Origin of the sequence: Pseudomonas sp. H26/SER47-MNA-CIBAN-0231 (genome assembly GCF_040310465.1) — a bacterium.
Lineage (GTDB): Bacteria > Pseudomonadota > Gammaproteobacteria > Pseudomonadales > Pseudomonadaceae > Aquipseudomonas > Aquipseudomonas atacamensis.
The window spans coordinates 55,857-82,055 of record NZ_JBEOPW010000016.1 but is presented as its reverse complement, the minus strand read 5'-3'; the positions used below and the strand labels follow the sequence as shown (position 1 = coordinate 82,055).

The window sequence follows — 26,199 nt, the reverse complement described above, 5'->3', positions numbered from 1 at the left end:
CCCGACAATAACTTAGTCTATTGGCTGACGACAGTTCGGCTCTCGATGTTGTTACCTCAAGACACTCGCTAAAACAAAAACAATAAGTCTGCATAACAACTCGGCTTTCAACTGTTGAAACCTGAATGGACGTCTTTTGGGGATATCGTATGGATCTTTCTCTCAGTATTAATCGAAGCACGGGCCTCAAGGGACTGACCTTTTGGGGCCAATGGGCGCTGGCACAGGCTTTCGTTGTGACGCTGCTGTTCATCCTCGCTGAACAGCACACCGGCACCGTCGCGTTCTACTACCGAATGTGCGCCACCCTCGCCGTCCTGGCGTCGGTGCCGGCTTACACATTCAGCGGCGTTTATCGCAAACGCGACAACTACCTGACCGGCCTCGGCCGCTTGTTCATGGGCTGGTCGATGACCATGGCCGCGCTGGCGTGCATCGCGTTTGTCTGCCAGGCCGATGAGCTGTTTTCCCGTCAGGTGATTCTCAGCTGGGCGGTGTATGGCTTCCTCGGTCAGGCGTTCCTCTACGCGCCGCTGCATGCGTTTTCCAAGTACTACCAGCGTTCGCGTAAAAGCGAACACCGGACGTTGATCGTCGGTACTGGCGAACTGGCGTTGGGCCTGGCGAAGAAACTCAGCCAACTGGAAAACCTGCCGCTGATTGGTCTGGTCAGCAACGGTGACAAACCGGTCCTCGCTTCCGACGCACCGCGTGTCGTTGGCGCTCAGGACGAGTTGCTGGAGTTGATCGAAGCTCACGACATCCGTCGTTTGTACATCACCCTGCCGCTGTGCGAAGCCGCGAAAATCGAAGCGATGTATATCGATTTGCTCGGCGCCAACGTCGATGTGGTGTGGGTGCCGGACTTGAACAGCCTGACCCTGCTCAACCACTCCGTGAAAGTCGTGGACGGCCTGCCGGCGATTTACCTCAACGAAAGCCCGCTGACCAGCCGCCCCACCGCTGCTCTGAGCAAGAGTCTGGTTGAGAAAACCGTGGCATTCCTGGCAATCATCGCGCTCAGTCCGCTGCTGTTGATCATCGCTCTGGCGGTGAAAATCAACTCGCCCGGCCCGGTATTTTTCAAGCAGGACCGCCATGGCTGGAACGGCAAGGTGATCAAGGTCTGGAAATTCCGCTCGATGCGTGTCCACGATGACCGCGAAGTGAAACAGGCCAGCCGCAATGACTCTCGCATCACCGCAGTAGGTCGTTTTATCCGCCGCACTTCCCTGGATGAGTTGCCGCAACTGTTCAACGTGTTGCAGGGGCATATGGCGCTGGTAGGTCCACGGCCGCATGCGGTGGCGCACAACAATTACTACTCGGGCAAGATCCTCGCTTACATGGCGCGTCACCGAATCAAACCGGGGATCACTGGCCTGGCACAGATCAGCGGCTGCCGCGGTGAGACCGACACCATCGACAAGATGCAGAAGCGTGTCGAGATCGACCTGCAGTACATCAACAGCTGGTCGTTGTGGCTGGATCTGAAGATCCTGGTGAAGACGCCGTTTACGTTGTTGTCGAAGGATATTTACTGAGGCTTAGCACTGCAGATCACAAGGGGACGAAAGTCCCCTTTTTTGTGGGCGGGATTTGGGTAACCGGTATCGAATGCAGTCACAAAGCCTGTGGCAGCGAGCCTGCTCGTGAAAGCGGTGTGTCAGGCACTGGAGATATTGGATGTGCCGGACCATTCGCGAGCAAGCTCGCTCCCACAGGGATTCGGGTGATGACCAGGATGTGTGGCGTGACGCCGATCAAGTGTAGGAGTGAGCCTGCTCGCGAAAGCGGTGTGTCAGGCGATGGCGATGTTGAATGTGTCGGCGCCTTCGCGAGCAGGCTCGCTCCCACAGGGATCAGGGTTAGGGTCGAAAACTGTGCTGTAACACAACACCCTGTGGGAGCGAGCCTGCTCGCGAAAGCGTTGTGTCAGGCACTGGAGATGTTGGATGTGCCGGACCATTCGCGAGCAGGCTCGCTCCCACAGACCAGCGCTTACTCGGTAATCTTCTCGAAGTTGCGATAGAACATGTCCCCTTCCCGGCTATCCGTCATCGAGTGCAGTTGATAGCTGCGGCTCAGTCTGGCGCCGCCATCTCGGGTCAGTGGTGCCCAGACCAGGTTGGCGCGGCGCATGGTCGACATGCTCATCATTTCGTCGAACGGGATCGACAGGTACAGGCCCTTGTCGAAACTACCTTCGCCATATTCGGCGCTACTGGCCGTGGTGATGGTTGCCCAGGCACCGACGCGCACGCCGTTAAAAAACTCGCGCGAGATGTCCACGGTGGTGCCCCAGTCTCCGGCCAGATAGCGACCAACACTGACCGCCGCCAGCGTGTCGAACGGCAGGTCGGTATAGCCGGTGATATGCCCGGTCACTACCGAGTAATCGCGCAAGGCAAAGCCCTGATCGAAATCACGCTGGCGCACCCAGTTCAGATCCGCGCCCAGCGACCAGCGCTCACCGGTCGGGCGGAACAACACTTCCGCACCGACGCCGGCAAACATCGATTCCAGATAGCCGCCGTACACCATGCCGTACAGATCCTTGTCCAACTGCTCGGCATGGCTGAGCTGAAACAACGGCATGGTCGTGTTTGACGTCGTCAGGTACTGGCGCAAATCCGTGCGCACGCGGGGCAATCCGCTCGGCGCGTCGTAGACGAATTTGTCGAAGTTGTTGACCAGGTTGGCGCTGAGCAAACCGCTCCACCAGGTGTTGCGGTTGAAGCGATATTCCGCGTCCGCATCGGCACTGAATTGATAGAGCAAACCATCCGGGCCGCCGACGTTCTGCTTGAAGCCCAGCCCCACGCCATAGCTGAAATGCTGCGGCGCTTCGGTGTAGAGGGTTTTCTCGTTGTGCGGCATCGCCGGGTTGATTTCGGTAGTGCGGTGCAGCGACTCCAACGGTTCTTCATTGTTGATCACTTCGCGGAAGGTCTGGCGCGGCAGGCTGGTTTCTTCCAGCGGCAGGTCGTAGCGCTTGTTGACCACGGTGAACCAGTCGATGTCGTCGTTGACGCTGTTGTCGAGAATCCGGCTCGCGCGGCCAACGGCTTTGGACGAATGGAAATAACGCTGCTGCTCGCCATAGACGATCAGTTCGGAATCGCGCTGGCTGATGCGCTCGACCTTGTACCCGGCATTCTGCTGCAAACGCCGCGACACATCGGCCCAGTTGACCTGTTCCATCGAGGTCGTCGGCGCCTTCGCCGGCAGCGGTTCGGGGGTCGGATCGTAAGTCTTGGCCGGCGCCTTGCGGCTGACGAAATTGGTGTGAAACGTCACGCCGAACATCGCCGTGTTGCCCCGCTCCCACGCGGCGCTCAGGTCGATCGAATCGGTCACCTTGAACACCGCGCCAAGGTTGATCGGCGAGTCCTGTTTGATCTCGTTGTCCTTCGGCTCGTTCTTGTAGTCGTTGCCTTCGAATTCCAGCTTCAGGCTCAGCCGATCCCACGGCGTTTGGTAGCTCACGCCACCGAACAGTGAAGGCTTGCCGCGAAAGTACGAGCCGGAGTTGACGTCGCCGGTGCCTTCCAGCGCCGGGCGCGTATCGAAGCGATTGCTGACGTAGCCCAGCGGGTTGTCGAAGTCGCCGCGATTACCGATGTAGCCCCAGGCGATGCCGGCGCTGAAGTCGAAATTGTCGAAGCGCTTGTTGGCGACGAAGAATTCGCTGGAGAACAAACCGGTACCACCGATATCTCGAAAGCCCAGCGCCACTTCCGGTGCCCAGTGGCTTTCCTGCCACAGGCGCACTTTGGCGTCGACCGCCTTGTCCTTGTAGCTTTGACTGCCGCTGAGGGCCTCCGAGCCGTAGGGCCGGTTGGTGATCGCGGTGTAGCGAAACGAACCTTCGAGCCAGTCCAGCGGTTGCAACGACACGCTGTAGCGGCTGTAGGGGTCGGTGCGGTTGGCGTTGACGCTCAACTCCCCCGCCGGAGCCATGCGCGCCGTCGGCGTCTGCAACAGACCGGCGCCACCGAAGTCATTCTGGGTGATGCGCGGCTCGGCGTGGGCCAGACCGCAGGGCAATAACAACACAGCTGCAAAACGTAACTTCAACGAACCACCTCGGCCAGCTGCGTGGCAATGAATTCGGCCAACTGCTGATTCAGTTCAGGAAGAGGCGGATCAAGATCATCATTTTTTATCGGCACCAGAATCCTGCTGCCGGCCACCGGAAACTGCCCGGACTCGCGATTCCAGTGCGCGATGCCGACGCGCCGCGAGACGCCGTTGGGCTGGATCAACCACAGGTAATCGGCCTCGGCATCGTCGAGAATCGAGCAGCCTTCGAGATATTCGCGGGCCTCCTGCAATGGCTGGTACGGCAAGTGACATGGCTCGGTGACCGCGCCCAACACCTGCACTTCATCAACCCGTTTCGGATAGATCAGCCGATCGCCGTCATCCAGACGAATGTTGCGCGCGAAGCCGACTTCCACCGCCACCGGATCGAGGTCAGCGATCTGCCGTCCGGTCACTGGCATTTGTCGGACTTCTTCGGCAATGCGCTGCGCCAGTGCCGCGCGGCTTGGCCGATCAAACAGCGTCGCCATGCGCTGCAGCACCTCGAGATCGAACAGCACACCAACCTTGAGCCGTGTCTGTTCCTCGACCAGCGACTGGCGCAACAAGCCGCCCGCCAGCCAATAGCCTTCGGCATTGGGTACGGCCTCGCTGATCACATCGAACAGGCGTCCACCCGGCGGCAATGCAATCGGACCGGGATTGGCGACGTCGCCGGACACAGTGACGGCGGCCTGACTCGCCCCTGCGACCAGCAAAAAACCCGCCGCGATTAGGCTTAAGCGCTTCACGGCAGATGCCTGCGATCAGGAGTCAATTGCACCAGCTTCACGCGCAATTGCGAGGTCAGTTGCTGCTCGCTCTGCAGAATGAAACCGTCTCGCGGGTCGACCCAGTAACGGTTGGTCGCGCTGAGGCCGATGGCTGGGGCGTCGATCTGTTCATCGATGCGCAGCACCGAGTAAGCCTTGTCGAGAATTTCCAGAGTCTCGGTGGCGCGGCGCGAGAAGCGGCTGTTGACGATCACGCCGACTTCCTGGCCTTTGTACAGATCGATCCAGCGCCGTGTGGTGAAACCGTCGGCGACGTGATGCAGGCCTTGCTTGAACGGCGAGTCATCGGCCAGCCGCGTGCCATCCAGGTCGCCTTGCAGACCGAGGCCGATGCTGCGCACGGCGAGGCCATCGCGCAGCAGCAAAACCTGCTTGCCGGAGGCGACCCAGAATTGCAGGTCTTCACGCTCGCGCACCAGCGCCAGCACGCCTGAGCCGGATGGCGTGGTCAGTTTCAGTTGCGGGTAGTTGACCCCGGCGACTTCGGCCGCTGTCACATCAACCTCGTCGGGGCCGACGACGGCGGCTTTGAGGTTGTTCAGCGATGCGCTCATCAGCGGGTTACAGCCGCACAGCAACGAGGCCGCCATCAGGCAGACGCCCACTTTCAATAGGTTCACAGTCGGGCGGCCTTATTTGCTGTTGTTGCTGTATTCGCTCCAGTTCTTCGCTGCCGAAGCCCCGGTGCCGACAATCGACGCCGACGGCACCAACTGGCTGATGAAACGGTTCCAACGCGTAACGTTGGCCGGGCCGACGTAGACGACATCCTGCGGCCGCACCTGAAAGTGCGAGGCCAGCGCCATGGCGGTCGGCGATTCGGCTTCGAGCTGATAGATCTTCGCCGGCTCGACGTCGAGATTTTCCACGCCGCGAATCACGTACACCGCGTTGCCGTTGGAACTGGTCTGACTCAGGCCACCGACCGAACCGAGCACGTCGGAAAGATTCATGGTCGCGGTCTTGAAGCTCAGCGCGCGCGGCTGGTTGACCTCGCCCATGACGTAGATGCGCTTGTTGTCGTTGTACGGCAGATACAGCTGATCGCCGCCCTTGAGGTAGACGTTCTGCAGTTCGGAATCCTGCTGATTGAGCGTGTCGAGATTGAGTGGATAGACCCGCCCGTTGCGCGTCAGCAGCAGGCCCGACAAGTCGGCATTATTGGTGTCGATGCCAGCGGAACCGAGGGCTTCGACCACGCTCAGCGGATTGGTCGAAATCGCTTGCGGGCCGGCCTTCGTCACGGCGCCGGTGACCACGACTTTCTGGCTGGCGAAGCGCAACACCGCGACGTCGACCTGCGGCTCGGCGATGAATGCCGACAAGCGCTGTTCGATGTCCGCGCGCAGTTGCTGGATAGTCCGGCCGGCGGCCTGGACTTCCTTGATGAACGGGTAATACAGCGTGCCATCGGAGCGCACCAGACGGCCGTTGGCATCGATCTGTTGTTGCGCGCCGGAGGGGGCGGTCAGCTCCGGGTGATCCCAGACGGTGATGTACAGCACGTCATTGTTGCCGATGCGATATTCCGCCGGCGTTACCAGCAGCTCCGTCGGCAGCGACTCACGCTTCTGGGTGGCGCGGTTCATGGCGATCAGCTTCGGGGTGATCGGAATCAGCTCGACCCGACTGCTTTCGCTGGCACCCTGGCGGGTGATATCGCTGGTGCTCAGGTACTGGCCGGGGGAAAACATGCAACCTTGCAAAGCGAGACTTGCCAACATTAAAAGATAAACACTACGAGTCATAATGGCACTACGCTATTCAAGGGCGAATCCAAAAAACAAAGTCACCCGACTTGCGTCGGGCGACTCTGTACTGCACTAACAAATGTTCCTGTTAGTTATGCGTGCCGGTTGTACCGGTGGTACCCGTCGTACCGGTGGTACCGCCGTTGGCACTGCCACCGCTGTTGGACGCCGCTACAGCACTGGCAACCATTGCAGTACTGGCCGCGGGCGCTTGCGAAGCCGCCACACTGCCACCTACATTGGTTACCGCTGTCAACGGCGCTTCAGCGGCGGCAGCCCAGTTGCTCAACATCGTCAACAGGGCAACTGCCATCACTTTTTTCATAACAACTCCTTTCTAACATTCGAACTGTTAAAAAACAGATCTGTGTCAGAGCTGGTAGCTTTCAAGTCCGCAAAGAGCGCGAACAAGATCCGTTGTTCTTTCACAGTCCTGTGCAACTGCTAAAGTCGAACGGCAGGTTTATATCTACGGATTTGCAAATGGCATTGCCAGTGTAATTTCCCGACGTTATCTAACAACCTGACTGAAACTAACATCGGACTAAATGGCCATCATCGCGAATAACCATTGGGATGATTCGATTGCCAGCGCCAAGTGTCGGCAACCATGTCCTGCAAGTTGCGCGTGGCTTTCCAGCCGAGCTCTTTCGCCGCTTTCGAAGCATCGGCAAAACTCTCGGCAATATCACCGGCGCGGCGCGGCATCATCCGGTACGGCACCGGCCGCCCGCAGGCCTGTTCGAAGGCATGCAGCACTTGCAGCACGCTGTAGCCATCGCCGGTGCCGAGGTTCCAGGTGTGAATGCCGGTGCGCTCGCTGATCGACTGCAACGCTTTCAAATGCCCGTCCGCCAGATCGACGACATGAATGTAATCGCGCACGCCGGTGCCATCGGCGGTCGGGTAATCGTTACCGAAGATCGACAGCTCGCGCAGGCTGCCGACCGCGACCTGGCTGATATACGGCACCAGATTGTTCGGGATGCCGTTGGGGTCTTCGCCCATGTGCCCGCTTGCGTGGGCGCCGATCGGGTTGAAATAGCGCAGCAGCGCGATGCTCCAGCGCGGCTCGGCGAGGCTCAGATCGCGCAGCACGTTCTCGACGATCAGCTTGGACTGGCCGTAGGGATTGGTCGGATTGCCCGTAGGAAAATCCTCGCGAATCGGCATTTCTTCAGGCTCGCCGTACACCGTCGCCGAGGAACTGAACACCAGCCGGAACACCCCCGCCGCTGCCATCGCCTGACACAGGGTGATGCTGCCGCCGACGTTGGTTTCGTAGTATTCGAGCGGCTTGCGCACACTCTCGCCCACGGCTTTGAGCCCGGCGAAATGCAGCACGGCGTCGATCTGATGCTCGCGGAAAATCCGGTCGAGCAGCGGCCGATCGCAAACATCGCCGCGAATCATCCATGCACTTTTGCCGCAAATGGCTTCAACGGCGTGAAGTGCTGCGTCGCTGCTGTTACAAAGATTATCCAGAACGACAACTTCATAACCCGCTTCAAGCAATGCAAGTGTGGTATGCGAGCCGATATAGCCGGCACCACCCGTTACCAGAATCTTCATAGCGCGGTCCGTCATTGAATAAATACCCGGTAGCGTGTCAAGCCATGCCTGGTGGATATGCGGAGCAATTCACACAAACAGGGCGACAACAACCTCAAACAAATTTAGTTCAACCACTGGCAATAATTATTTTTGCCGGTCAAACTGTTTGACGGGTACTTATTAGCACTCCCTGGACACTTATCACTATCGACAGATACCGACTAAAAATAACTAATAACCAAGTAGTCGACATCTCATAACATTAGCGCTTTTTAACAGCGCAACTAATTGCCAGCAACAACCTGACTCGGGTATTAAAGTAAGCCTTCAATAATCATTGAAACTTGCCGCCACTTTGTGGTGCGCAACCGTCGCCTGTGTTCCATGACTGTCCAGGATACTTTTATGATTCGTAAATGTTTGTTCCCCGCTGCCGGCTACGGCACGCGTTTCTTGCCGGCGACCAAAGCCATGCCGAAAGAGATGCTGCCGATCGTCAACAAGCCGTTGATCGAATATGCCGTTGAAGAAGCACGGGACGCTGGCCTGCAACACATGGCCATCGTCACCGGCCGGGGCAAGCGCGCGCTGGAAGACCACTTCGACATCAGCTACGAACTCGAGCACCAGATCCGTGGCACCGAGAAAGAGAAATTCCTCGCCGGCACCCGCGAGCTGATCGACACCTGCACCTTCTCCTACACCCGTCAGGTGGAAATGAAAGGCTTGGGCCACGCCATTCTCAGCGGCCGCCCATTGATCGGCGACGAGCCGTTTGCCGTGGTGCTGGCCGACGACCTGTGCCTGAACCTCGACGGCGATGGCGTGTTGTCGCAGATGATCCAGCTGTACAGGAAATTCCGCTGCTCGATCGTCGCCATCCAGGAAGTCCCGGCCGACCAGACTCACAAGTACGGCGTGATTGCCGGTGAGCTGATTTCCGAGGGCATCTACCGGGTCAACAACATGGTGGAAAAACCGGCGCCGCAGGACGCGCCGTCGAACCTGGCGATCATCGGGCGCTACATCCTCACCCCGGACATCTTCGACCTGATTGCCGACACCGAACCGGGCAAGGGCGGCGAAATCCAGATCACCGACGCACTGATGAAACAGGCGCAGAACGGCTGCGTGCTGGCCTACAAATTCAAAGGCCTGCGCTTCGATTGCGGCGATGCCGAGGGTTACTTGCAGGCGACCAATTTCTGCTACGACAACGTGTACCTCAAGGGCCGCTGAGACGGCTCCCCACCACCAGAGGCAGGCAACCATGAACATTGCACAACATTCGACAGAGATTGAACGTGAGGTGGGCAACCTCGGGGTGATGAGCTGGTTGTCGCGCCATCAACCGCTGCCCAGCGCCAACGAAACCTGGCTGGGAACGATTCTGCTGGTGGAGCGAATCGGCGTGTTCCCTGCGTCCGGCGATATTCGCCGGACGCTGCGCGATCCCTATCCGCTGCTCGCGCACCTGAAAGCGTTGTATGGCGAACAGGCGCTGGAAATGGATGACCGCGATGGCCTGAAAGTGATATTCAGCGACTGGCGTTTTCGCGTGCGCATCTGCTGCAACGATCCGGCGATCATCATCAACGTCGAGACGCGCTGTGATGCGCGGTTGATGCCGCGCAAGCTTGACGAACTGCTGGGGCTCATCGACGCCTTCAAGCGCGACGCCTGATCACCCGGGCGTCACACCGATCCATTGTGGGAGCGAGCCTGCTCGCGAAAGCGGCGGCACAGTCAGCATTGATCGTTCCCACGCTCCGCGTGGGAATGCATCCAGTGACGCTCTGCGTCACGCTGCGGAGGGACGCGGAGCGTCCCGGGCGGCGTTCCCACGCGGAGCGTGGGAACGATCATGGTGGCGAGTCGTCGCAACCGGTACTCGTACCCGTTATCCAGCGATAAAAATAATCGGCAATCACCTTCCCGCCCGTGGCCGGCAACGGATGAATCTTGTCCGGGCCGATCATCGCGCTGGCGTAGCGTTTGACGTCGGGGCCAAACGCGCATTGCAGGTTGGCAAAACCGAGCTGCTGTTCACGCGCCCACGGCTCAAGCACCTGCGCATAGGCCGACATCGGATAAGCGCTGGAGCGTGTGGTGTCCTGGCGCATGATCAGGTTGATGCTCGCCGCCGGCTGAATCTCGCGCAGCATGCTCACCAGGCCCTGAACGTTTTGCAGGTACTGCGCAGGTTTGACGCCGAAGCCCTGATCGTTGCCGCCGAGCATGATCAGGTAAACGTCGGCCGGGATCTTCGACACCACCGCTTTCCATTGCGCCTGCCACTGTCGATCGGCGTGATAGAAATCCGCCGATGCCGCGCCGGAGGCCGCCAGTTTCGACACCCGAATGCCCTTCTCATCATTCGTCATCCAAAGGCCGAACAACGTGGGCGCGCCCTTCACCACTTCCAGTCTGAATGACCAGTCTGCGGCCGATGGAATGCCCGCTAGCGCGACTTCCTGAACGCCTGAGCCTGCGAGTTTCAACGGTTGCCAGGCTTGCGCGGGCGACCAGCGATAGCGCAACTCATCGGATTCGCCATTGCCCAGATACAACAGTTTCGCCTGAGTGACCGTGGTATCGATGCGCGGCGAAGGGCTGGCATCGACTTGCAACCAGGCGCCGGGTTTGCCGCTGATCGTGCGACTGTCCGGACTGGCCTGGCCCAGCTCGGAAACCTTCCAGCCGCCGCCGAAGTATTTGTCGCTGCTGCGGGTGTATTTGAAGTGCGTGCCGCCCAGCGCCGCGCCGTGGTTGAAACCGACGTAACCGGGGCCGGCGAAACCCACCTCGGCGGCCACTCGCTGCACCAGTTTGTTCAGGTAGAAATCCTGCCCGGCGGTGTAGCTGTCGCCGATCACCGAAACCGCCAGCACCTTGCCGGCCTTGCCCTCGCGCCACTGCGCAAAGCGCTGGCGAGCATCGTCTATCGTGATGGCCGAAGTGGCGACTGGTTGAGGGGCGTCTACTGGCATCATTGAATATTTTCCTTTGTCCGGGATGGCCCCTTCGCGAGCAGGCTCGCTCCCACAAAAGACCTTGTGCAATTCACACAACCTCTGTGGGAGCGAGCCTGCTCGCGAAGCTTTCAGCTGTTCTGCGTCTGCACCACCGGAGCGACAATCACCGGTGCTTTCCTCTTCGCCGCACGCTCGCCAAGGAACAACACCGAGGTGAAATTGAACCGGCTGAACACCATCGCCAACAGCACCGGCCCGAGCAATCCACAACTCAGACCACCAAGCACCAGCAAGCTCTCATCCTTCACGCCGAGGCGCCCGAGGACAAACCGCGAGGTCGCTGCGAACAGCACATGGAAAAGGAAAATCGCATAGGAATATCCGCCGAGCCAGGTCAGCGCTTTCGAGCGCATGTCACTCGACAGCAACGCGATGCAAGACACACAACCCACCGTCAAACCAATCAGGCTGCGGCGATCGACAATCAGCTCACGATCGATCGCCGCGACGTACAACAGCGTCAGTGAAATCAACACAAACAGCAGCGGCCCGATCACTTTGAAACGCTGTTTCAAAACATCGACATTTTCTTGACCGATCATCCCTGCAACAAAAAACGGCAGCAGGTAAATCGCACCGTTGATACCGAACGCATCCAGCGGCAACGGCGGCAGCAGGAACAACACCGCCGCAAATGCAAACAAGCCATACAGCCGCGTCGCCGAACGCAGCAGGCCGCGCCATTCCAGCAAGCCGACGAAGATGAAAATGCTGAACACCGCCTGCAGGAACCAGAAGTGGTTGATCGGCACCCAGAACGACAACAACGCGTCGATCACGCCGACGTCCTTGTTCACCCCCGGCCCCACCGCTTGCAGCACCGAGAACGGCACGCCGACGCAGAACAGCGGCACGTTCAACCGGCGCACCTTGCCGACGAAGAAGGCGGAAAAGTCATTGCCGCGAATCTTGTAGATCGAATAGATGTAGCCGGAGATGAACGTGAACAGCGGCATGCGCACGTACACCATCGAGTCGGCGATGACCCGGAACGGCGAGCCGATGTCGATCTTCAAGCCGCCTCCCAGCGGGCCAATGACGTGATAGAGCACCAGCAGCAGGCACGCCAGGCCGCGCAGGGTTTCGATCTCCAGGGATTTTTTCTTGCTCGACATAGAGCACCTGCCTTAAGTGAGAATTCTTGATTCGACCTGCACCGGTTTGTTCGCGCGCAGCATCAAGCCCAGGCCGACGAACAACACCGGCACGACCATCGAGAAGTGGCGGGCGAAGGAGCCGAAGTCCGGCTCGAACAAGCCTTGCACCAACAGAAACGCCAGCGGAATCGCGATCAGTTCCTTGGGTTTGGTCTGGATCGGCGCGCCCTTGTAGTCGGTCGAAGTGATGACTTTGAACAGCAGCAGCGCGGTCATGATCATCAGCGCAACGAAGATCACCTGCCCCGGCCCGGACAGCAGAATCAGCTCAACCGGGAACGACAGGCGGAAGAAAATGATCATCGAATCCAGTGCTTGGGAGACGAAGTCACTGCCGCTGAGCCACGAGACGATCAGCGACTTCGAGCCTTCCTCGCCCGCCGTGCGCAGCTCGTTGTTGCTCGCCCGAATCGACGACACCGGAAAGCCCAGCGCCAGCTGAATGGCCATGGCCACCGCCAGATAAAACAGGAACAGCATCAGAAAAAAGGTAAATCGCGAGACGTACTTTTTCATGACGCAGACGCCGACCCACGACAGCGAAAACAGAATCCAGTACGGCCGGATCAACACGCCGTAAATCACCGCCGAAAGAAAAAAACCGCCGCGATATTTGCGCGTCAATGCGCTGAGCAGAATGCTCAACACCGCCACCGACACGATGATTTCTTTGGTCAGGTTCTCGAGGAAAAACGAACGCACGATGCCCCACAGGCACAGGGTGCCGAAGATGGTCAGCGGCATGCGCCGGAACACCACCACCGGAATTGCGGTGAGGAAGAAATTGCAGAACATGCCGTAGGCCCAGGCGTTGGTCAGGTTGATCCCTGTGGGCCGCAGCAGGAACGCCGAACACTCGTAGGACGAGCGATCCGGCGAGAACGGATTCCAGAAATTGCAGTTGTCGGCACGCGCATACGACGACCACAAGGTCATCGCATCCGGCCCCGGATCACGCGGCACCAGCAACGGCATCGCCACTGACAGAAACAGCCCAGTGAACAGGATCAGAAAGGAAATCGACGAATCGAATTTGCGCCCACGAAACTCGATGCGCGGCAGTTTCAGGCCCATGACAGCGCAGCCTTTTTCGCGCCGGTGACACGGGTCAACACTGCAATCACACTGAGCTGCACGACGATGGCGAAAACGTTGCCCCACGCCGCGCCGTAGATCGAGTAATGCTTGATCAGCACATAGCTGACCGGCACCGAAATCAGCAGGCAGAGCGCCGCACTGGCCAGCGACACCCGGCTGTTTTTCGAGGCAATCAAACCGCCCCAGACAATGTCGCCAATCGCCCGCAAGGCGAAGGAAAAAATCAGCACCGCGAGGAGCGCGTTATCCGGACGCGGCACGCTGGCGGCGACGTAATCGAGCAGCACATTGAAAAACACATAGATCGCCACGGCCACAACGGCGGAAAACACCAGCGAGCGCATCACCCATTTGTTGACGAACAGTTGCCTGACCGTGAACGCCTGCTGATCGGTCTGGAAACGCTTGGCCAACACCGGAATGCCGACCACCGCCACCACCGCATACGACAACGCCTGCAAGGTGTTGGCCGCCGACCACGCATACACATATTTACCGAGGCTGGCGTAGGGCTCGAGGTCGATGATCAGAAAGCGCTCGGCGTACTGACTCAGGGCGATCAGGCCGGTGCCGAGATAGAACGGCAACCCGGCCTTCCACACCGTCGCGGTGTCCAGCGGCGCGGCTTCGCGGCCCTTGTGCACGTTCACTACGATCAAATAACCGGCGATGATCACCAGCACGTTGGCGGCGACCCACAGCCACAACACACTGGCGATGCCCGCGACCCAGCCGAGCACCATGCCGCCCACCGCCAACACCGCCCACAGGCCGGTCTTGATGAAGAACAGCAAAGCGCCGGCGGTGGCTTTCTGCGCGGAAAACACGAAGGAATTGATTTCGAACGACAGGTGCTCGGTGAGCAACACAAGGGTCACGCACAGGATCAGCGTGGCGGTTGCTTCCACCGACTGGAACAGCGAATAGATCAGCACGGTCAGCACCGACAGCAACAGCCCCACCGCCAGATACAGCAGCAGGACTCTGTCGACCACCCGCCGCGAGCTGCCGCCGACGCTGATCAGCCGGTTGATCTCGGAACTGAAGCCGACGCTGTAGAACTTCGAAGCGATCAGCGACGCCGCGACCACCACACCGTAAAAACCCAGCGCCTCGTAACCGAGGTAATGGGTGATGGCCAACACCAGCAAGAACTTCGCGCCCAAGGCTCCGCCGCGAAGCAACAGCCGAAATATCATCGAACGACACCCTTGATGATTTCGTCCATGGCCACGGTTTTCGCTTCGATCTCGCGGCAGGTGTCGGTCAGGCGCTTGCCGAAATCCGCCAAGGCATTGGGCGCGTAAACGGTGTTGATGATGGTGTCGACGTCGATATCGCCGCCGTTGATCACCCAGTCCTCGACGCCCATGTCCTGATAGGCGCCAAAGCCTTTGCGCTCGTAGCTGATGTGATACGCCGGCACGCCGGAGAGCAGCGATTCGATGGCGCCGTGCAGACGCACCGAGATCACCAGGTCCGGTTGGTACTTGGCAATGGTTGCCTTCAGGGGCAGCAGATCTTCGTTGATGCCCAGCTCGCGGTAGAACGCGCCGTCATCGTTGCCACGTACGGCGCTTTGCACGGCGCAGACCACTTTGCTTTTGTTCTTCAGGCGCTGCAGCAGCAGTTTCAGATTGGCCACGTAGGCGACCTTCTTCTCTTTGCTCCACTCCGGCGGCTTGCGCAGCACCACGCAGACTGTCGCCGGCGAGGCGGCGCAGCGGGTGAATTTCGGTTGCTGCAGAATCTTGCTCGCCAGCGACTGCACCGCCAGATCCGGCGCGCGGTAGACGTTTTCGCAAGCATCAAAGATGGCCGAGGAACGGTTGTCACGCACGAACACCGCATCGGCGCTGGCGTAGTGCTCGACAATCTTGCTGCTCTCGCCATGAAACGGGCCGATGCTCTGCGGCAGGTACACCGAAGGCACCTTGCTGAGGATCGCGGTTTCCAGTTGCTTGGCGTGGCCAAGCTTCAGCTTGATGTGCTCGAAGGCGCTTTTCGAACGCATGTAGCCGCCGCCGACACCGACGATCAGATCGGTCTTCTTCAGCAGATCGGCGAGCCCGGCGTAGGACTGATTGAGAAACACCGCTTGCTTGACCCGCCCCAGACCCTTGGCCGCCATTACCGGCGCATCGAAACGCGGGTGCGGCAAGTAGTTGAATGACTCGGGATCGGACGCCACGACACTGATCGCGGTGTCGTCACCGAAGTTACGCTGCACCAGAGCAATGGCCAGATCGACGAGCAGACCGTCACCGGAGTTGGACGCACTGTAGCCATGCAAAATCGTTACGTTCATAAGCTTGAGTTCTACTTAATAAGTGGGAGCGTGATACAGGTCGTAGGTCTGGCGGATCATCAACGCGGCGCTGAAGCGTTCGCGGACAATGCTCCGGCCTTCATTGCCAAGGTCGAGCAGGCGCGGCTTCTGGATGATCGTCAACACGTCGGCCAGCGCCTGGTGATCGCCGGACGGAAAGACGTAGCCGGACACTTCGTTGGTGACCAGTTCCGGCAGCGAGGTGCAGTTGCTGGCGATCACCGGCAGTCCCATGGCCATGCCTTCCAGCGGCACCATGGCAAAGCCTTCCCAGCGACTCGGCACGATCAGCGCATCGGCTTTCTGATACAGCGCCTGTACTTCACTAGGCGTCACCCACGGCAGGTACTCGACCGAATCCATCGGCGGGCACTCGACAGAGTCTTCGTTGACCGCACTGCCAACCACCGTCAGTTTGAGGTCGTTGCGATTGACCTTGGCGTAGGCCTTGAGCAGCACGTCGAAGCCTTTCTGGTAATCCAGACGCCCGACGAACAGCAGATGAATCGGCTCGGCGCCAGCGCTTTTCGGCGCGTCATCCTTGTGATGAATGCCGTTGTAGATCAGCTTCATGCGCTTGCGCTCGATGCCGAAACGCGCGGCTTTATCCAGCTCGTACTGGCTGACGCAAATGATCACGTCGGTGACTTTCTGCAGCACCCGCTCGATCCACGCATAGACCTTCTGCTTGGTCGGAGAGCTTTCCATCAGGAACGAAAACGCGTGCGGGCAGTAGACGATTTTCGGCTTGCGCCATGGTCGCAACAGCACACACACCACACGGCCGATCACCCCGGAAAAGGTGCTGTGCAAATGCACGACGTCGGGCTTTTCCTTGAGCAGCACCTGGCTCAGGCGCCAGGCGAAACGCAGCAGCGATGGCACGTTGCGACCGCTGCGCGGGAAGGTGCGCACTTGTTGCGGGGCGATGCCGTGCAGCTCCTTGGCCTGATCCTCGGGTACCAGATAGACCAGTTGATAATTCGCTGCGTCATCTTCGGGGGATGCCGAGATCGTGCGGATCACCGTCGCCACGCCACCTTTGATCGTCTCTGCCACGTGCAGTATTTTTTTCACAACTCACCCACTTCAAACAGGAAAGAACAATCGGCAACCATCAGGATTTGTCGGACGCGTATTCGTAGTTGTAATAGCCAGTGCCGCCGTAATAGCTGGCCGCGCGCTTCTCGACGCCGTTGAACACCGCGCCTTTCAACTCGATGCCGTTCTGGGCGAAGCGGCGAATGGTCAGTTCGATCTCTTTGGCCGGGTTCACCCCGAAGCGAGTAACGATCAGACTGATGCCGGCTTCGCGACCGACGATGGCGGCATCGGTCACTGCCAACAGCGGCGGCGTGTCGATGATCACCAGGTCGTAGCGCTCGCTGAGTTGCGCCAGCAGTTCGCGGAAGTTGGCGTGCATCAGCAGCTCGGAAGGATTGGGCGGCACTTGCCCCCGGCTGATGAAATGCAGGTTGTCGACTTCGACTTTGTTGATCGCCTGCTCAAGGGTGCAGCGCTTGACCAGCAGGTCGGACAGACCGTTGCTGATCGGCGTGTTGAGGGTTTTGTGCAGGTGCCCTTTGCGCATGTCGGCATCGATCAGCACCACGCGCTGGCCGCTCAGGGCCATGACCGCCGCAAGGTTGGACGAAACGAAGGTCTTGCCGACCTGCGGGCTCGGCCCGGAAATCATGATGCGGTTGTTGGTCGAATCGAGCCCGGCAAAGTGCAGGCAGGTGCGTAGGCTGCGGATCGATTCGATCGACAGATCGGTCGGGTTGCGCAGCGCCAGCAGGTACGCAGGCTTGTCGACGCCGTCGCGGGCGCGGCCCTTTCTGTTGTCCTCTTCTTCCTGCAAGGCGCTGTAGGGAATCGACGCGTAAACCGGCAGGCCCAACTGCTCGATGCCTTCCGGGCCTTCAAGGCCTCGGCTGAGGGATTTGCGCAGCAGCACCAGCGCCACGCCGACAAACGCGCCGAGCAATGTCGCGATCAGCACGATCAGTGGTTTCTTCGGTTTGATCGGATTGGTCATGTCGACATCGGCAGTGTCGATCAGGCGCACGTTGCCGACGGCCCCGGCGCGGACGATGTCGAGCTCTTGGGATTTGTTCAGCAACTGCGTGTAGATCTGCGAAGCCACCTCGACGTCGCGGGTCAGGTTGAGCAGTTCCTGCTGGGTGGCCGGCAAGTCCTGAACCTTGCCTTCGAGGGATTTCTGCTGCTGGGTCAGCTCGCCGATCTGCGTCATCAAGGCGCGATAGGCCGGGTGCTGTTTGGTGAACTTGCGATCAAGTTCGGCCTGCTGCATTTTCAGCTCGGAGATGCGCGTTTCCAGCGCCACCGACTGACCCAGCACCGACTGGGTTTCCAGCGAGATGTTCACGGTCTTGCCGTGGGTCTGGTAGGCATTCAAGGCGTCGCTGGCCTTGGCCAGATCACGCTTGACCTGGGGCAACTGGCTTTGCAGAAATGCGAGGCTCTGCGCGGCTTCCGCCGAAGTGCGCCGTACGTTTTGCTCGACGTAGAGCGAGGCGATCTTGTTGAGGATCTTCACCGCCTCGGCCGCGTCCGAGCTGGCCAGCGCCAGACGAATGATCCCCGACTCTTTGCCCTGTTCGGAGATATCCAGCGCGTCCTGATAGCCCTGGATAGTCACGATGCGTGGATTGCGCACCACCTGAAAACGCGTGCCGGGGTTGGCCGACAAGTGCGCGATCTGCCCTTCTACACCGTCATTGGCAAACGCTTCGCCGGCGACGCCTTCGGCGAGCAGATTGTCGTTTTCATCGAACAGCTCAAAGCGCTGCTGCTCGCCGGCGATCAGGGTGAGTTTCTTGCCGAGCAAATCTTTCGGCAATTGCAGCCGAGTGAATTCCAGACGTTCGCCGCCCCAGGCATAACTGTTCAAACCGAAACGCGGCGGCGCGACGCTGGTCTCGCTGTCTCCGCGATAACGCCGCGAAAGAAAGCCGCCGATCAACGGGAACGTGTTGGGGGTGACGTCGATATCCAGGCGCAGGTCGTCAACGGTTTTGCCGATCACCGCGCGGGATTTGATGATGCCGATTTCGGTCACCGACGGCGATTGCCCGCCGAGCATGCTGTTGAGGTCGGAGAAACCGAGCATGTCGTTCTTTTTCGGTTCGACCTGCACCAGCGCGTTCGCCAGGTACACGGGCGTTGCCAGAACCGCATAGGCGACGCCGGTGACCATGAAGGCACCGGTCAGCGCGCCGATCAGCCACTTCTGGTCGATCAGGCTGCCGAAGATGCCGAGCAGATCAATACTGTCTTGATCATTGTCGCGGGTGCCGATTACGGACGGTAACTGCATAAGTCTGTTCTTACCATTTACTGTTCTGAAGAATATTCATCAATGCCCGAGACGTTTCGCCCATGAACTAACAGCATCTTCAATCAATGCGTGGGCATGAATAAACGCGGCTTTGCCTTGACGATACGGATCATGTATTTCGCGCTCGCTCTGCCATTTACCGAGCAGAAACACTTTGCCTCGGGCGTGCGAGGCAATCTTCAGCACTTGATTGACGTGAGCTTTTTCCATGACCAGGATCAGGTCCGAGTCATTGACGATGTCCGAGGTCAGTTGCCGCGCCTTGAAAGCCTCCGCGCAATGCCCGTGCTCTTCGAGAACCTGCCGCGCCGAGGCTTCCACGCCCTCGCCCACGCGGGCGGACAGGCCGGCTGAGGACACGGTGATAGCGGACTGGCCCAGAGCGTTGCGCAGCAGCAGTTCAGCCGTCGGACTTCGGCATATATTGCCCACGCAGACAACGAGGATCTTTTTGAACAAGTCTTGCTTTCCTGTGTAATATCAAACAGCCAACATGCCGTGAAAGTTAATGAACCCTCACGACTTTCCTGCACTCAGAAATAGCTTCGCCCTGTTAGTACAGGAACATTAAGTACCACAGCGTTTTAATCCGCCCCAACCACAATTAGCGGACTAAAAATAACTGTGATTTTCAGTTGCTGTTTTCCTGACAAAAAATAACATTCGCGCACTTAGTGCCACCACCGTTATCGGAAATTGAGTAACGGGACAAATATTCGTAGTTGTCATTCTCTTCAGGAGAGCAGACATGAAAACAGCACAGCGCAATAAACTCGCCGCCCTCGCCCTGATGGCGCTCGGCGCCACCAGCCAGGTTCACGCCAGTGAGCTGTTCCCCAACCTTCCAGCAAAAACCATCGGCGTGCAGGTGAAAATCCAGAGCTTCACCGCCGCCGATGCCGCACAAATCAAGGCCGCCGGCTTCAGCTTTGTGCGCTTCGGTGTGTGGAGCGACAGCCTCACCGCCAAGACGTATCAGAAACAGGTCAGCGACGCCTTCGCCGCCGCCGCTTCCGCCGGCCTGCCAGTGCTGCTGACGGTGCGCGCGATCAAGGCATTGCCGGCCACGTCGCCGGAGGAGCTGAACGCCGCCGGCGGTAAGTTCGCCAACACCGTGACCGGGCTGGAAAAAACCTGGAGTTCGCAATTGGTGGCGATCGAAATCTGGAACGAGCCGGACCTGGAAACCTATTGGCCGACGCGCAATTTCGATACCACCTTCGTGCCGTTCATGGCCGGCATGTGCAAGGCCTTCGAAGGTCAGCCGCAGACGACGCCACGGGTCGGTTTCGGCTTCGCCCGGCCGCCAAGCGCGGGCTCGGCGTCGACGGTGGCGATGAAAAGTATCGTCAGCGATTACCCCAAATGCTTGAACGCCGTGTCCTATCACCCTTACGGCATGACCGCCACGCAGATCAGCAACGCGCAGACGTTCATCCAGCAGAACTTCAATCTGCCGGGGGTCATCAGTGAATGGGGGGTTTCGGCCCTCGCCTCCAACGGTGGCCCTGAAGGACAAGCGACCAAGATCAACGCGTTTATTACCGACGTTAAACGCCTCAATATTCCCCTGACCTCTATCTATGAATGGCGGAACAGTGATTCGGGCAGCAACGATCGCGAAAAGAACTTCGGCTTTCTCACCTCTGACGGCCAGCCAAAACCGGCACGCTTGTCGGTAGAAGGTCTGTTGAACGCTGAGTAAACCTTGGACAACCGGTCTGTTCACAGGTCGGTTGCTTTGAACCTGTGGGCTGTTTTGGCATCGTATTCAGCGACACCGCGCCCCACCTTTCAAACAATCGTTTTCAGGTTGTTGCCGCAGGGGCCATCGATCCACGAATGCACCCTTGAGTGCCCGTCAGCGCTCGGGTAATGTCTTCAGACCCATAGGATAGAGCACGCCCATGACTTCCAAGCTGGAACAACTCAAACAGTTCACCACCGTGGTTGCCGACACCGGCGACTTCGAAGCGATCGCCCGAGTCAAACCGACCGATGCCACCACCAACCCTTCCCTGCTGCTCAAGGCTTCGGCCATTCACGGTTACGCCGAACTGCTGAACGATTGCGTTCGCGACTGCAAGGGCGATGTCGGCCTGGCCAGCGACCGTTTCGGCGTCGCAGTGGGCAAGGAAATTCTCAACGTGGTTCCGGGCCGCATCTCCACCGAAGTGGATGCGCGCCTGTCCTTCGACCAGGATGCGATCCTCAAGCGTGCGCATCGTCTGATCGAGCTGTACGACAAGGCCGGCGTCGGCCGCGACCGCGTGCTGATCAAGATCGCCTCGACCTGGGAAGGCATCCGCGCCGCCGAGATCCTCGAGAAGGAAGGCATCCAGACCAACCTGACCCTGCTGTTCTCCTTCGCCCAGGCGGCCGCCTGCGCTGACGCCGGGGTGTTCCTGATTTCGCCGTTCGTGGGCCGTATCTACGACTGGTACAAGAAAGCCAACGGCAACGACTACACCGGCGCTGATGATCCGGGCGTGCAGTCGGTGACGCGCATATACAACTACTACAAGGCCAACGACTACAAGACCGTGGTCATGGGCGCCAGCTTCCGTAACATCAACCAGATCGAGCAACTGGCTGGCTGTGATCGCCTGACCATCAGCCCGGAACTGCTGGAGAAGCTCGCCGCCGACACCGGCAAGCTGGAACGCAAACTGGCGCCGGGCAATGCCGGTGAAGCGCGTCTGAGCCTCAACGAAGCGCAATTCCGCTGGTTGTCCAACGAAGACGCGATGGCCACCGAGAAACTGGCTGAAGGCATCCGTCAGTTCGCCCGCGATCAGGAAAAACTGGAAGCATTGCTGCAGGCCAAGCTGTGATTTGATTTGTAGAATGCAAAAAGGGCGAACCTGTGAGGGTTCGCCCTTTTTTATGGTAACTGCTGATCAAAATGTGGGAGCGAGCCTGCTCGCGAAGAGGCCGGCCCATGCATCCTCAATTCACTGGATCAATGCCGCTCCAGCGCATTGACCAGATCATGAAACGCTTCACGATTGGAATCGTTCAGGCCCATGAGAATCTTGTGCGCTTCCAACACCTTGATTCGCACCGCGTCTTCGGATTGGTCCTGATCCGGCAGGTCGTCCAGGCACTCCGGGCACGGCACCGGGTGATTGACGATGTTGAACACCTGCTCGAAGCCCATCGATTGCAGCAGACGGGTGATGTCTTCGTGGGTGGTGACAACCGTCGGCAACAGGCCGACCTTCTGCCGCGACAGGATCGACAGTTTGGCCAGCAAGCCCAGGGTGGTGCTGTCGATGCTGCGGGTTTCGGTCAAATCGATCACGATCGCGTTGAAATTCAGCGCGGTGAAGATTTTCTCAATAGTCGCATCCAACGCCGAACACAGGGTCAGGCGAACTTCACCGACGAACTTCAGGACGAAGGTGCCGTCCTGCTCGGCGAACTGGATTCTACCGGTACTCATTAAAGATTCCTGCTCAACACCAACAGGGCGATATCATCCGGCATCTCCCCTAGCGTGGCCAAACCAAACACTTGCCGCAGACCATCCAGGCTGCCGCCCGCTGACTTCACCCGTTCGGGCAAAGCAGCCTCTTTTTCTTTGAGCGTTGCTTCCGGCAAAAGGTCCAGAATGCCATCAGACATCAGCGTCAGGCTGAACGTCGGCGGCAGCTCAAGCACGTGGTCTTCGTAAGTGGCTTCATTGAAAAGCCCCACCGGCAGGCCACGGCCTTCGAGATAACGAACACTGTCAGGCGTGTACAACACAGGCAAAGGCAGATGGCCGCCGATGCTATAGGTCAACAAACCGGTCTCCTCGTCGATGACTCCACCGACCATTGTGACGTGTTTACCCAGCTTACAACTGATCAGCCCCCGGTTGATATGACCGAGCACTTCCGAAGGCTTGAACTCCGGCAAGGTACCGCTGCGTTTCGATTCGAAAAGCAACCGCGTGGTCATGAACTTCAACAGCACAGTGACAAAGGCTGATGACGCGCCATGCCCGGAAACATCCGCCAGATAAAACGCGACCCGGCGCTCGTCAACGCGGAAATAGTCGACAAAATCACCCGACAGGTACAGCGACGGAATGATCTGGTGGGCAAAATTGAATTCGTCGATGCTCCACGGGCTTTCCGGCAGCATGTTCATCTGCACCTGGCGACCGGCGTTCTGGTCTTCCTGGAGCAGGTTCAGGCTGGCTTCAAGCTCGCGGTTGGCCTTTTCCAGCTTCTCGCTGTAGCGCTGGTTTTCCAGCAGCAGCCGCGCACGATCCAGGGCCCGGCGCACGGAGTGCTCGAGCACAGCCAGATCTTCGAGAGGCTTGATCAGGTAATCCGCCGCGCCCAGGCGCAGGGCCTCGACCGCGTCGTTCATCACCCCGGCACCCGAGACCACGATCACCGGCGTATCGGGTGAGCGCTCGGTGACCTGACGGATCAGTTCGAGACCGCCCATCTGCGGCATGCGCAGATCGCAGATGACCAGATCGGGCTCGTCTTGCTCGAATACCTGAAGACCCTGTTGACCGTTGCCGGCCTGCAGGACGCTGAAACCACTGTCTTCCAGATAGGCCGCGAGGCTCGCGCGCACTACCTCGTCATCATCGATTATCAGCAGCGTGGCACTGGTTTTTGGCATGTGGGCAAACGGCGCCAGAATTAGGTTGGCGTAGTGAGCGGGGCATCGGCCCTGCGCAGACTACTGGATTCGCTTTCTAGCCTCTCTGTTGCAGCGCTTTCAAGCATTCGCCTGGCGCGCGGTTTTAAACAGAGGTGCCCTTCTAAGGCGCAGACGGTACTCCCATCCGCAGAGCGTTTCAAGCATGCGCCGATTGTCGCTTGACGTCTTTGTTTGTCAAATCACCGGGAGTTATAAGAACCGCTCCAACGGTAACCCGATGGAAGGTAGCGGCAGTCGCCGGTGACGCTCTGGCGCGGACAAAAAAGGCGACCCGAGGGTCGCCTTTCTGTCGCCGGTCGAAATCAGAAATCGTCTTCGACCTGACCGTCCTTCACCTTGAACTCGCGGTTTTGCAGGTAAGCATTGCGGATGAAGGTGTATTTGTCGCCGCTGATCAGCTTCTCGCTCGACAGCAGGCTGGCGCGGGTGTCGACGATGTTCAGGCCGAAGATCGAGTTACGCGTCGGCACGTGGTCGATGTAGCGGTACGCGCCGGTGAAGCTGTCGACGTATTTCGACGGTGCGTCACGCAGGGTGCTCGGCCCCATCAGCGGCAGCATCACGTATGGGCCGCTGCCCACGCCCCAATAGCCGAGCGTCTGACCGAAGTCTTCGTCGCTGCGGTTCAAGCCCATCTTGGTGCCGACGTCGAAGAAGCCGAGCAGACCGAAGGTGGTGTTGAAAATCAGTCGGGCGGTATCAACGCCCGCTGCAGCCGGTTTGGCCTGGAGGATGTTGTTCGCCAGGTTGGTCACGTCACCGACGTTGCGGAACATATTGTGAATGCCGTCTTCAACGAACTGCGGGGTGATGAACTCATAACCCTGGGCCAAAGGCTTCAGCGCGTAAGTGTCAACGAAGTCGTTGAACTGGAAAATCGGCCGGTTGACGCTTTCCCAAGGGTCTTCTTCGGTGGCCGCCTGGGTGGCGAACGGCGCCAGCAACAGGCTGGCACATACACTTAGCTGAGTGAGCGAAGGGCTCCAGCGCATAGAAAAACTCCTTGGATTCGATACTGGCGCGGTCCTCTCGGCCCGGGCATTAAGGCCGCTAGTATAAGCATAAACGCCGATTTGGGCAGTGCGCCGCTGCAAGGATATGCAGGAAGTTTCCTACGCAGGGTTTCACTCGGCTGTCATGCAACTGTCACCCCAGCGCCCTAGTCTTGAGCGTTATTTCAGGGACGTTGCCATGACTCACGCCGAAACCTTGCCCGTCGCCGCGCCCGGCCTGACTGCCGTGCTGTTCGGCCTGAGCGGTTGCCTGGTGGATTTCGGTGCCCGCGCCGCGCAAGAGTTCAACGCCCAGCCGGAACATGCCAAAACTACACCCGGCGCACTCGATAGCCTGAAAAGTTTGCAGCGCCAGGGAATTCCCTGCGCGTGGCTCGACGAATTGCCCCCTGCCCTCGCTCAGCCACTGGCCTCCTCGCTGCCAGACTGGATCAAACCGACGCAACATTCAGCAACAATGAATCCGTGGCCCGCCCCCAACGCCTGCTGGCAAGCGTTGATGGATCTGAACATCGACCGCCTCGACGGCTGCGTGCTGGTCAGTGGTGAGCCGCGCCTGTTACAGGCCGGTCTGAATGCCGGGTTATGGACGATTGGCCTGGCGTCCTGTGGCTCGCTATGCGGCCTGAGCCCGAGCGAGTGGCAGGCTTTGTCACAAAAGGAACGCGAAAAGTTGCGCGGCAAGGCCACCGTGCAGTTGTTCAGCCTGGGCGTGCATTCGGTAATCGATCATCTCGGCGAACTGGACGCCTGCCTCGCCGACATCAGCCTGCGCCGCGCCAAAGGCGAAAAGCCCTGATCGGCGTCATGCAGGTTTACCAAGAGTGGATTAATCTAAAGGTCAGCCATAGACCTTTGGCGCGTGGCTGCGGTCAATGCCAGTGCCTATTGATAAAAGGAAACCACCATGCCCGCCCAAGAACTGCAAAAACAGCTCGATACCCTGCGCGAGCAGCTGGAACACAATCCACCGCTGTCGGAAGCCGAGCGTGAGGATCTGCATGCGCTGATGGCGCAGATCGAATCGGAAATCCAGCTGGAAACTGCCACCCAGGACGCGAGCATCGCCGACGGCGTGAACCTGGCGGTCGAGCGCTTCGAAGTTGAACACCCGGCGATCGCCGGCACCCTGCGCAATATCATGAATACGCTGGGCAGCATGGGCATCTGACGCCCCGCCGCACAAAAAAGCCCTGCCAGCGATGGCAGGGCTTTTTCATTTGCAAAATGTGCATGCAAGCCCTTGTGGGAGCGAGCCTGCTCGCGAAGGCGTCGTGTCAGTCGACATCATCGTTGAATGACACACCGCATTCGCGAGCAGGCTCGCTCCCACATTGGATATCGCACACTCAG

At 59.1% G+C, this 26,199-nt stretch carries 24 protein-coding genes and 1 pseudogene; 8 read left to right on the top strand and 17 right to left on the bottom strand.

Features of this window, described 5'->3' with window-relative positions:
• Positions 1 to 149 precede the first annotated feature (149 nt).
• Entirely contained in the window at positions 150 to 1,544 is a 1,395-nt protein-coding gene (locus AAEZ10_RS21335) for an undecaprenyl-phosphate glucose phosphotransferase (RefSeq protein WP_350570884.1), read from the top strand.
• 457 nt (positions 1,545 to 2,001) lie between these two features.
• Here AAEZ10_RS21335 and AAEZ10_RS21330 read toward each other — a convergent pair whose 3' ends face one another.
• The 6 genes from AAEZ10_RS21330 to galE form a co-directional block, all read right to left on the bottom strand.
• Positions 2,002 to 4,080 carry a YjbH domain-containing protein gene (locus AAEZ10_RS21330; protein WP_122703589.1) on the bottom strand — a complete coding sequence of 693 codons (2,079 nt, stop codon included), beginning with the start codon at positions 4,078 to 4,080 and terminating at the stop codon, positions 2,002 to 2,004.
• Positions 4,077 to 4,838: a capsule biosynthesis GfcC family protein gene (locus AAEZ10_RS21325; protein WP_339101258.1), complete on the bottom strand. Its 762-nt coding sequence runs from the start codon at positions 4,836 to 4,838 to the stop codon at positions 4,077 to 4,079. The genes AAEZ10_RS21330 and AAEZ10_RS21325 overlap by 4 nt, the downstream gene beginning before the upstream one ends.
• Positions 4,835 to 5,500 (bottom strand): YjbF family lipoprotein, encoded by a 666-nt coding sequence (locus AAEZ10_RS21320; protein WP_110646775.1) that lies wholly within the window; start codon positions 5,498 to 5,500, stop codon positions 4,835 to 4,837. The genes AAEZ10_RS21325 and AAEZ10_RS21320 overlap by 4 nt, the downstream gene beginning before the upstream one ends.
• Positions 5,501 to 5,512: 12 nt before the next feature.
• Positions 5,513 to 6,628 carry a polysaccharide biosynthesis/export family protein gene (locus AAEZ10_RS21315; RefSeq protein WP_178116950.1) on the bottom strand — a complete coding sequence of 372 codons (1,116 nt, stop codon included), beginning with the start codon at positions 6,626 to 6,628 and terminating at the stop codon, positions 5,513 to 5,515.
• Between the two features lie 91 nt (positions 6,629 to 6,719).
• The gene (locus tag AAEZ10_RS21310) at positions 6,720 to 6,956 is read right to left on the bottom strand and encodes a hypothetical protein (protein ID WP_016775457.1); all 237 of its coding nucleotides are present in this window, start codon (positions 6,954 to 6,956) and stop codon (positions 6,720 to 6,722) included.
• A 230-nt stretch (positions 6,957 to 7,186) separates the two neighbouring features.
• A complete protein-coding gene (gene galE / locus AAEZ10_RS21305) occupies positions 7,187 to 8,203 on the bottom strand; it encodes a UDP-glucose 4-epimerase GalE (RefSeq protein ID WP_016775458.1) in 1,017 nt (338 codons plus the stop codon).
• A gap of 387 nt (positions 8,204 to 8,590) precedes the next feature.
• On the opposite strand from galE, the gene galU reads away from it, so the two are divergent.
• Both galU and AAEZ10_RS21295 read left to right on the top strand, forming a co-directional pair.
• Entirely contained in the window at positions 8,591 to 9,424 is an 834-nt protein-coding gene (gene galU / locus AAEZ10_RS21300) for a UTP--glucose-1-phosphate uridylyltransferase GalU (RefSeq protein WP_122508330.1), read from the top strand.
• Positions 9,425 to 9,455: 31 nt separating this feature from the next.
• A complete protein-coding gene (locus AAEZ10_RS21295; protein WP_263219495.1) occupies positions 9,456 to 9,869 on the top strand; it encodes a mannose-1-phosphate guanylyltransferase in 414 nt (137 codons plus the stop codon).
• 178 nt (positions 9,870 to 10,047) lie between these two features.
• Here the strand turns inward: AAEZ10_RS21295 and AAEZ10_RS21290 are convergent, their stop codons facing one another.
• The 8 genes from AAEZ10_RS21290 to AAEZ10_RS21255 all read right to left on the bottom strand — a co-directional run bounded on the left by AAEZ10_RS21290 (position 10,048) and on the right by AAEZ10_RS21255 (position 19,624).
• Entirely contained in the window at positions 10,048 to 11,178 is a 1,131-nt protein-coding gene (locus AAEZ10_RS21290; protein ID WP_350570879.1) for an SGNH/GDSL hydrolase family protein, read from the bottom strand.
• Between the two features lie 110 nt (positions 11,179 to 11,288).
• Positions 11,289 to 12,335 (bottom strand): acyltransferase family protein, encoded by a 1,047-nt coding sequence (locus tag AAEZ10_RS21285; RefSeq protein WP_350570877.1) that lies wholly within the window; start codon positions 12,333 to 12,335, stop codon positions 11,289 to 11,291.
• A 12-nt stretch (positions 12,336 to 12,347) separates the two neighbouring features.
• The gene (locus AAEZ10_RS21280) at positions 12,348 to 13,451 is read right to left on the bottom strand and encodes a hypothetical protein (RefSeq protein WP_016775461.1); all 1,104 of its coding nucleotides are present in this window, start codon (positions 13,449 to 13,451) and stop codon (positions 12,348 to 12,350) included.
• Positions 13,442 to 14,674, bottom strand: coding sequence for an MATE family efflux transporter (locus tag AAEZ10_RS21275; protein WP_350570875.1), 1,233 nt, complete (start codon positions 14,672 to 14,674; stop codon positions 13,442 to 13,444). Before AAEZ10_RS21275 ends, AAEZ10_RS21280 begins: the two co-directional genes overlap by 10 nt.
• A complete protein-coding gene (locus AAEZ10_RS21270) occupies positions 14,671 to 15,783 on the bottom strand; it encodes a polysaccharide pyruvyl transferase family protein (RefSeq protein WP_122752121.1) in 1,113 nt (370 codons plus the stop codon). Before AAEZ10_RS21270 ends, AAEZ10_RS21275 begins: the two co-directional genes overlap by 4 nt.
• A 15-nt stretch (positions 15,784 to 15,798) precedes the next feature.
• Positions 15,799 to 16,881 (bottom strand): glycosyltransferase, encoded by a 1,083-nt coding sequence (locus AAEZ10_RS21265; protein ID WP_016775464.1) that lies wholly within the window; start codon positions 16,879 to 16,881, stop codon positions 15,799 to 15,801.
• A 40-nt stretch (positions 16,882 to 16,921) separates the two neighbouring features.
• Complete coding sequence (locus AAEZ10_RS21260) at positions 16,922 to 19,144, bottom strand: polysaccharide biosynthesis tyrosine autokinase (protein WP_350570872.1); 2,223 nt, start codon at positions 19,142 to 19,144, stop codon at positions 16,922 to 16,924.
• A 39-nt stretch (positions 19,145 to 19,183) separates the two neighbouring features.
• Entirely contained in the window at positions 19,184 to 19,624 is a 441-nt protein-coding gene (locus AAEZ10_RS21255; protein ID WP_073471426.1) for a low molecular weight protein-tyrosine-phosphatase, read from the bottom strand.
• Positions 19,625 to 19,913: 289 nt separating this feature from the next.
• Between AAEZ10_RS21255 and AAEZ10_RS21250 the strand changes: the two genes are divergently transcribed.
• Together AAEZ10_RS21250 and tal are read left to right on the top strand one after the other, a co-directional pair.
• Positions 19,914 to 20,870 (top strand): glycosyl hydrolase family 5, encoded by a 957-nt coding sequence (locus AAEZ10_RS21250; protein ID WP_073471427.1) that lies wholly within the window; start codon positions 19,914 to 19,916, stop codon positions 20,868 to 20,870.
• A gap of 202 nt (positions 20,871 to 21,072) precedes the next feature.
• Complete coding sequence (gene tal / locus AAEZ10_RS21245; protein WP_016775468.1) at positions 21,073 to 21,999, top strand: transaldolase; 927 nt, start codon at positions 21,073 to 21,075, stop codon at positions 21,997 to 21,999.
• A 128-nt stretch (positions 22,000 to 22,127) separates the two neighbouring features.
• On the opposite strand, the gene rssC is transcribed toward tal, so the two are convergent.
• The 3 genes from rssC to AAEZ10_RS21230 form a co-directional block, all read right to left on the bottom strand.
• Positions 22,128 to 22,610 (bottom strand): anti-sigma factor antagonist RssC, encoded by a 483-nt coding sequence (rssC, locus tag AAEZ10_RS21240; RefSeq protein ID WP_073471428.1) that lies wholly within the window; start codon positions 22,608 to 22,610, stop codon positions 22,128 to 22,130.
• A complete protein-coding gene (gene rssB / locus AAEZ10_RS21235; protein WP_024013622.1) occupies positions 22,610 to 23,791 on the bottom strand; it encodes a two-component system response regulator RssB in 1,182 nt (393 codons plus the stop codon). The genes rssC and rssB overlap by 1 nt, the downstream gene beginning before the upstream one ends.
• A 344-nt stretch (positions 23,792 to 24,135) precedes the next feature.
• Positions 24,136 to 24,825, bottom strand: coding sequence for an MlaA family lipoprotein (locus tag AAEZ10_RS21230; RefSeq protein ID WP_016775470.1), 690 nt, complete (start codon positions 24,823 to 24,825; stop codon positions 24,136 to 24,138).
• Between the two features lie 199 nt (positions 24,826 to 25,024).
• Between AAEZ10_RS21230 and pcrP the strand changes: the two genes are divergently transcribed.
• The 3 genes and pseudogenes from pcrP to AAEZ10_RS21215 all read left to right on the top strand — a co-directional run.
• Positions 25,025 to 25,645: an HAD superfamily inactivated hydrolase PcrP gene (pcrP, locus tag AAEZ10_RS21225; protein ID WP_350570868.1), complete on the top strand. Its 621-nt coding sequence runs from the start codon at positions 25,025 to 25,027 to the stop codon at positions 25,643 to 25,645.
• Positions 25,646 to 25,753: 108 nt separating this feature from the next.
• The gene (locus tag AAEZ10_RS21220; protein ID WP_016775472.1) at positions 25,754 to 26,017 is read left to right on the top strand and encodes a DUF4404 family protein; all 264 of its coding nucleotides are present in this window, start codon (positions 25,754 to 25,756) and stop codon (positions 26,015 to 26,017) included.
• 56 nt (positions 26,018 to 26,073) lie between these two features.
• Positions 26,074 to 26,178 (top strand): annotated as a pseudogene (locus AAEZ10_RS21215) (metal ABC transporter ATP-binding protein); the annotation flags it as partial.
• Positions 26,179 to 26,199 lie beyond the last annotated feature (21 nt).

Excerpts from the sequence above, each read along its gene's own strand:
- AAEZ10_RS21275 (WP_350570875.1), bottom strand. The coding sequence starts at position 14,674 with ATGATATTTCGGCTGTTGCTTCGCGGCGGAGCCTTGGGCGCGAAGTTC.
- rssB (WP_024013622.1), bottom strand. The coding sequence starts at position 23,791 with ATGCCAAAAACCAGTGCCACGCTGCTGATAATCGATGATGACGAGGTA.
- AAEZ10_RS21260 (WP_350570872.1), bottom strand. The coding sequence starts at position 19,144 with ATGCAGTTACCGTCCGTAATCGGCACCCGCGACAATGATCAAGACAGT.
- AAEZ10_RS21280 (WP_016775461.1), bottom strand. The coding sequence starts at position 13,451 with ATGGGCCTGAAACTGCCGCGCATCGAGTTTCGTGGGCGCAAATTCGAT.
- AAEZ10_RS21250 (WP_073471427.1), top strand. The coding sequence starts at position 19,914 with ATGAAAACAGCACAGCGCAATAAACTCGCCGCCCTCGCCCTGATGGCG.
- AAEZ10_RS21270 (WP_122752121.1), bottom strand. The coding sequence starts at position 15,783 with ATGAACGTAACGATTTTGCATGGCTACAGTGCGTCCAACTCCGGTGAC.
- pcrP (WP_350570868.1), top strand. The coding sequence starts at position 25,025 with ATGACTCACGCCGAAACCTTGCCCGTCGCCGCGCCCGGCCTGACTGCC.
- AAEZ10_RS21230 (WP_016775470.1), bottom strand. The coding sequence starts at position 24,825 with ATGCGCTGGAGCCCTTCGCTCACTCAGCTAAGTGTATGTGCCAGCCTG.
- AAEZ10_RS21335 (WP_350570884.1), top strand. The coding sequence starts at position 150 with ATGGATCTTTCTCTCAGTATTAATCGAAGCACGGGCCTCAAGGGACTG.
- AAEZ10_RS21310 (WP_016775457.1), bottom strand. The coding sequence starts at position 6,956 with ATGAAAAAAGTGATGGCAGTTGCCCTGTTGACGATGTTGAGCAACTGG.
- galU (WP_122508330.1), top strand. The coding sequence starts at position 8,591 with ATGATTCGTAAATGTTTGTTCCCCGCTGCCGGCTACGGCACGCGTTTC.
- AAEZ10_RS21295 (WP_263219495.1), top strand. The coding sequence starts at position 9,456 with ATGAACATTGCACAACATTCGACAGAGATTGAACGTGAGGTGGGCAAC.
- rssC (WP_073471428.1), bottom strand. The coding sequence starts at position 22,610 with ATGAGTACCGGTAGAATCCAGTTCGCCGAGCAGGACGGCACCTTCGTC.
- galE (WP_016775458.1), bottom strand. The coding sequence starts at position 8,203 with ATGAAGATTCTGGTAACGGGTGGTGCCGGCTATATCGGCTCGCATACC.
- tal (WP_016775468.1), top strand. The coding sequence starts at position 21,073 with ATGACTTCCAAGCTGGAACAACTCAAACAGTTCACCACCGTGGTTGCC.
- AAEZ10_RS21220 (WP_016775472.1), top strand. The coding sequence starts at position 25,754 with ATGCCCGCCCAAGAACTGCAAAAACAGCTCGATACCCTGCGCGAGCAG.
- AAEZ10_RS21315 (WP_178116950.1), bottom strand. The coding sequence starts at position 6,628 with ATGACTCGTAGTGTTTATCTTTTAATGTTGGCAAGTCTCGCTTTGCAA.
- AAEZ10_RS21290 (WP_350570879.1), bottom strand. The coding sequence starts at position 11,178 with ATGATGCCAGTAGACGCCCCTCAACCAGTCGCCACTTCGGCCATCACG.
- AAEZ10_RS21285 (WP_350570877.1), bottom strand. The coding sequence starts at position 12,335 with ATGTCGAGCAAGAAAAAATCCCTGGAGATCGAAACCCTGCGCGGCCTG.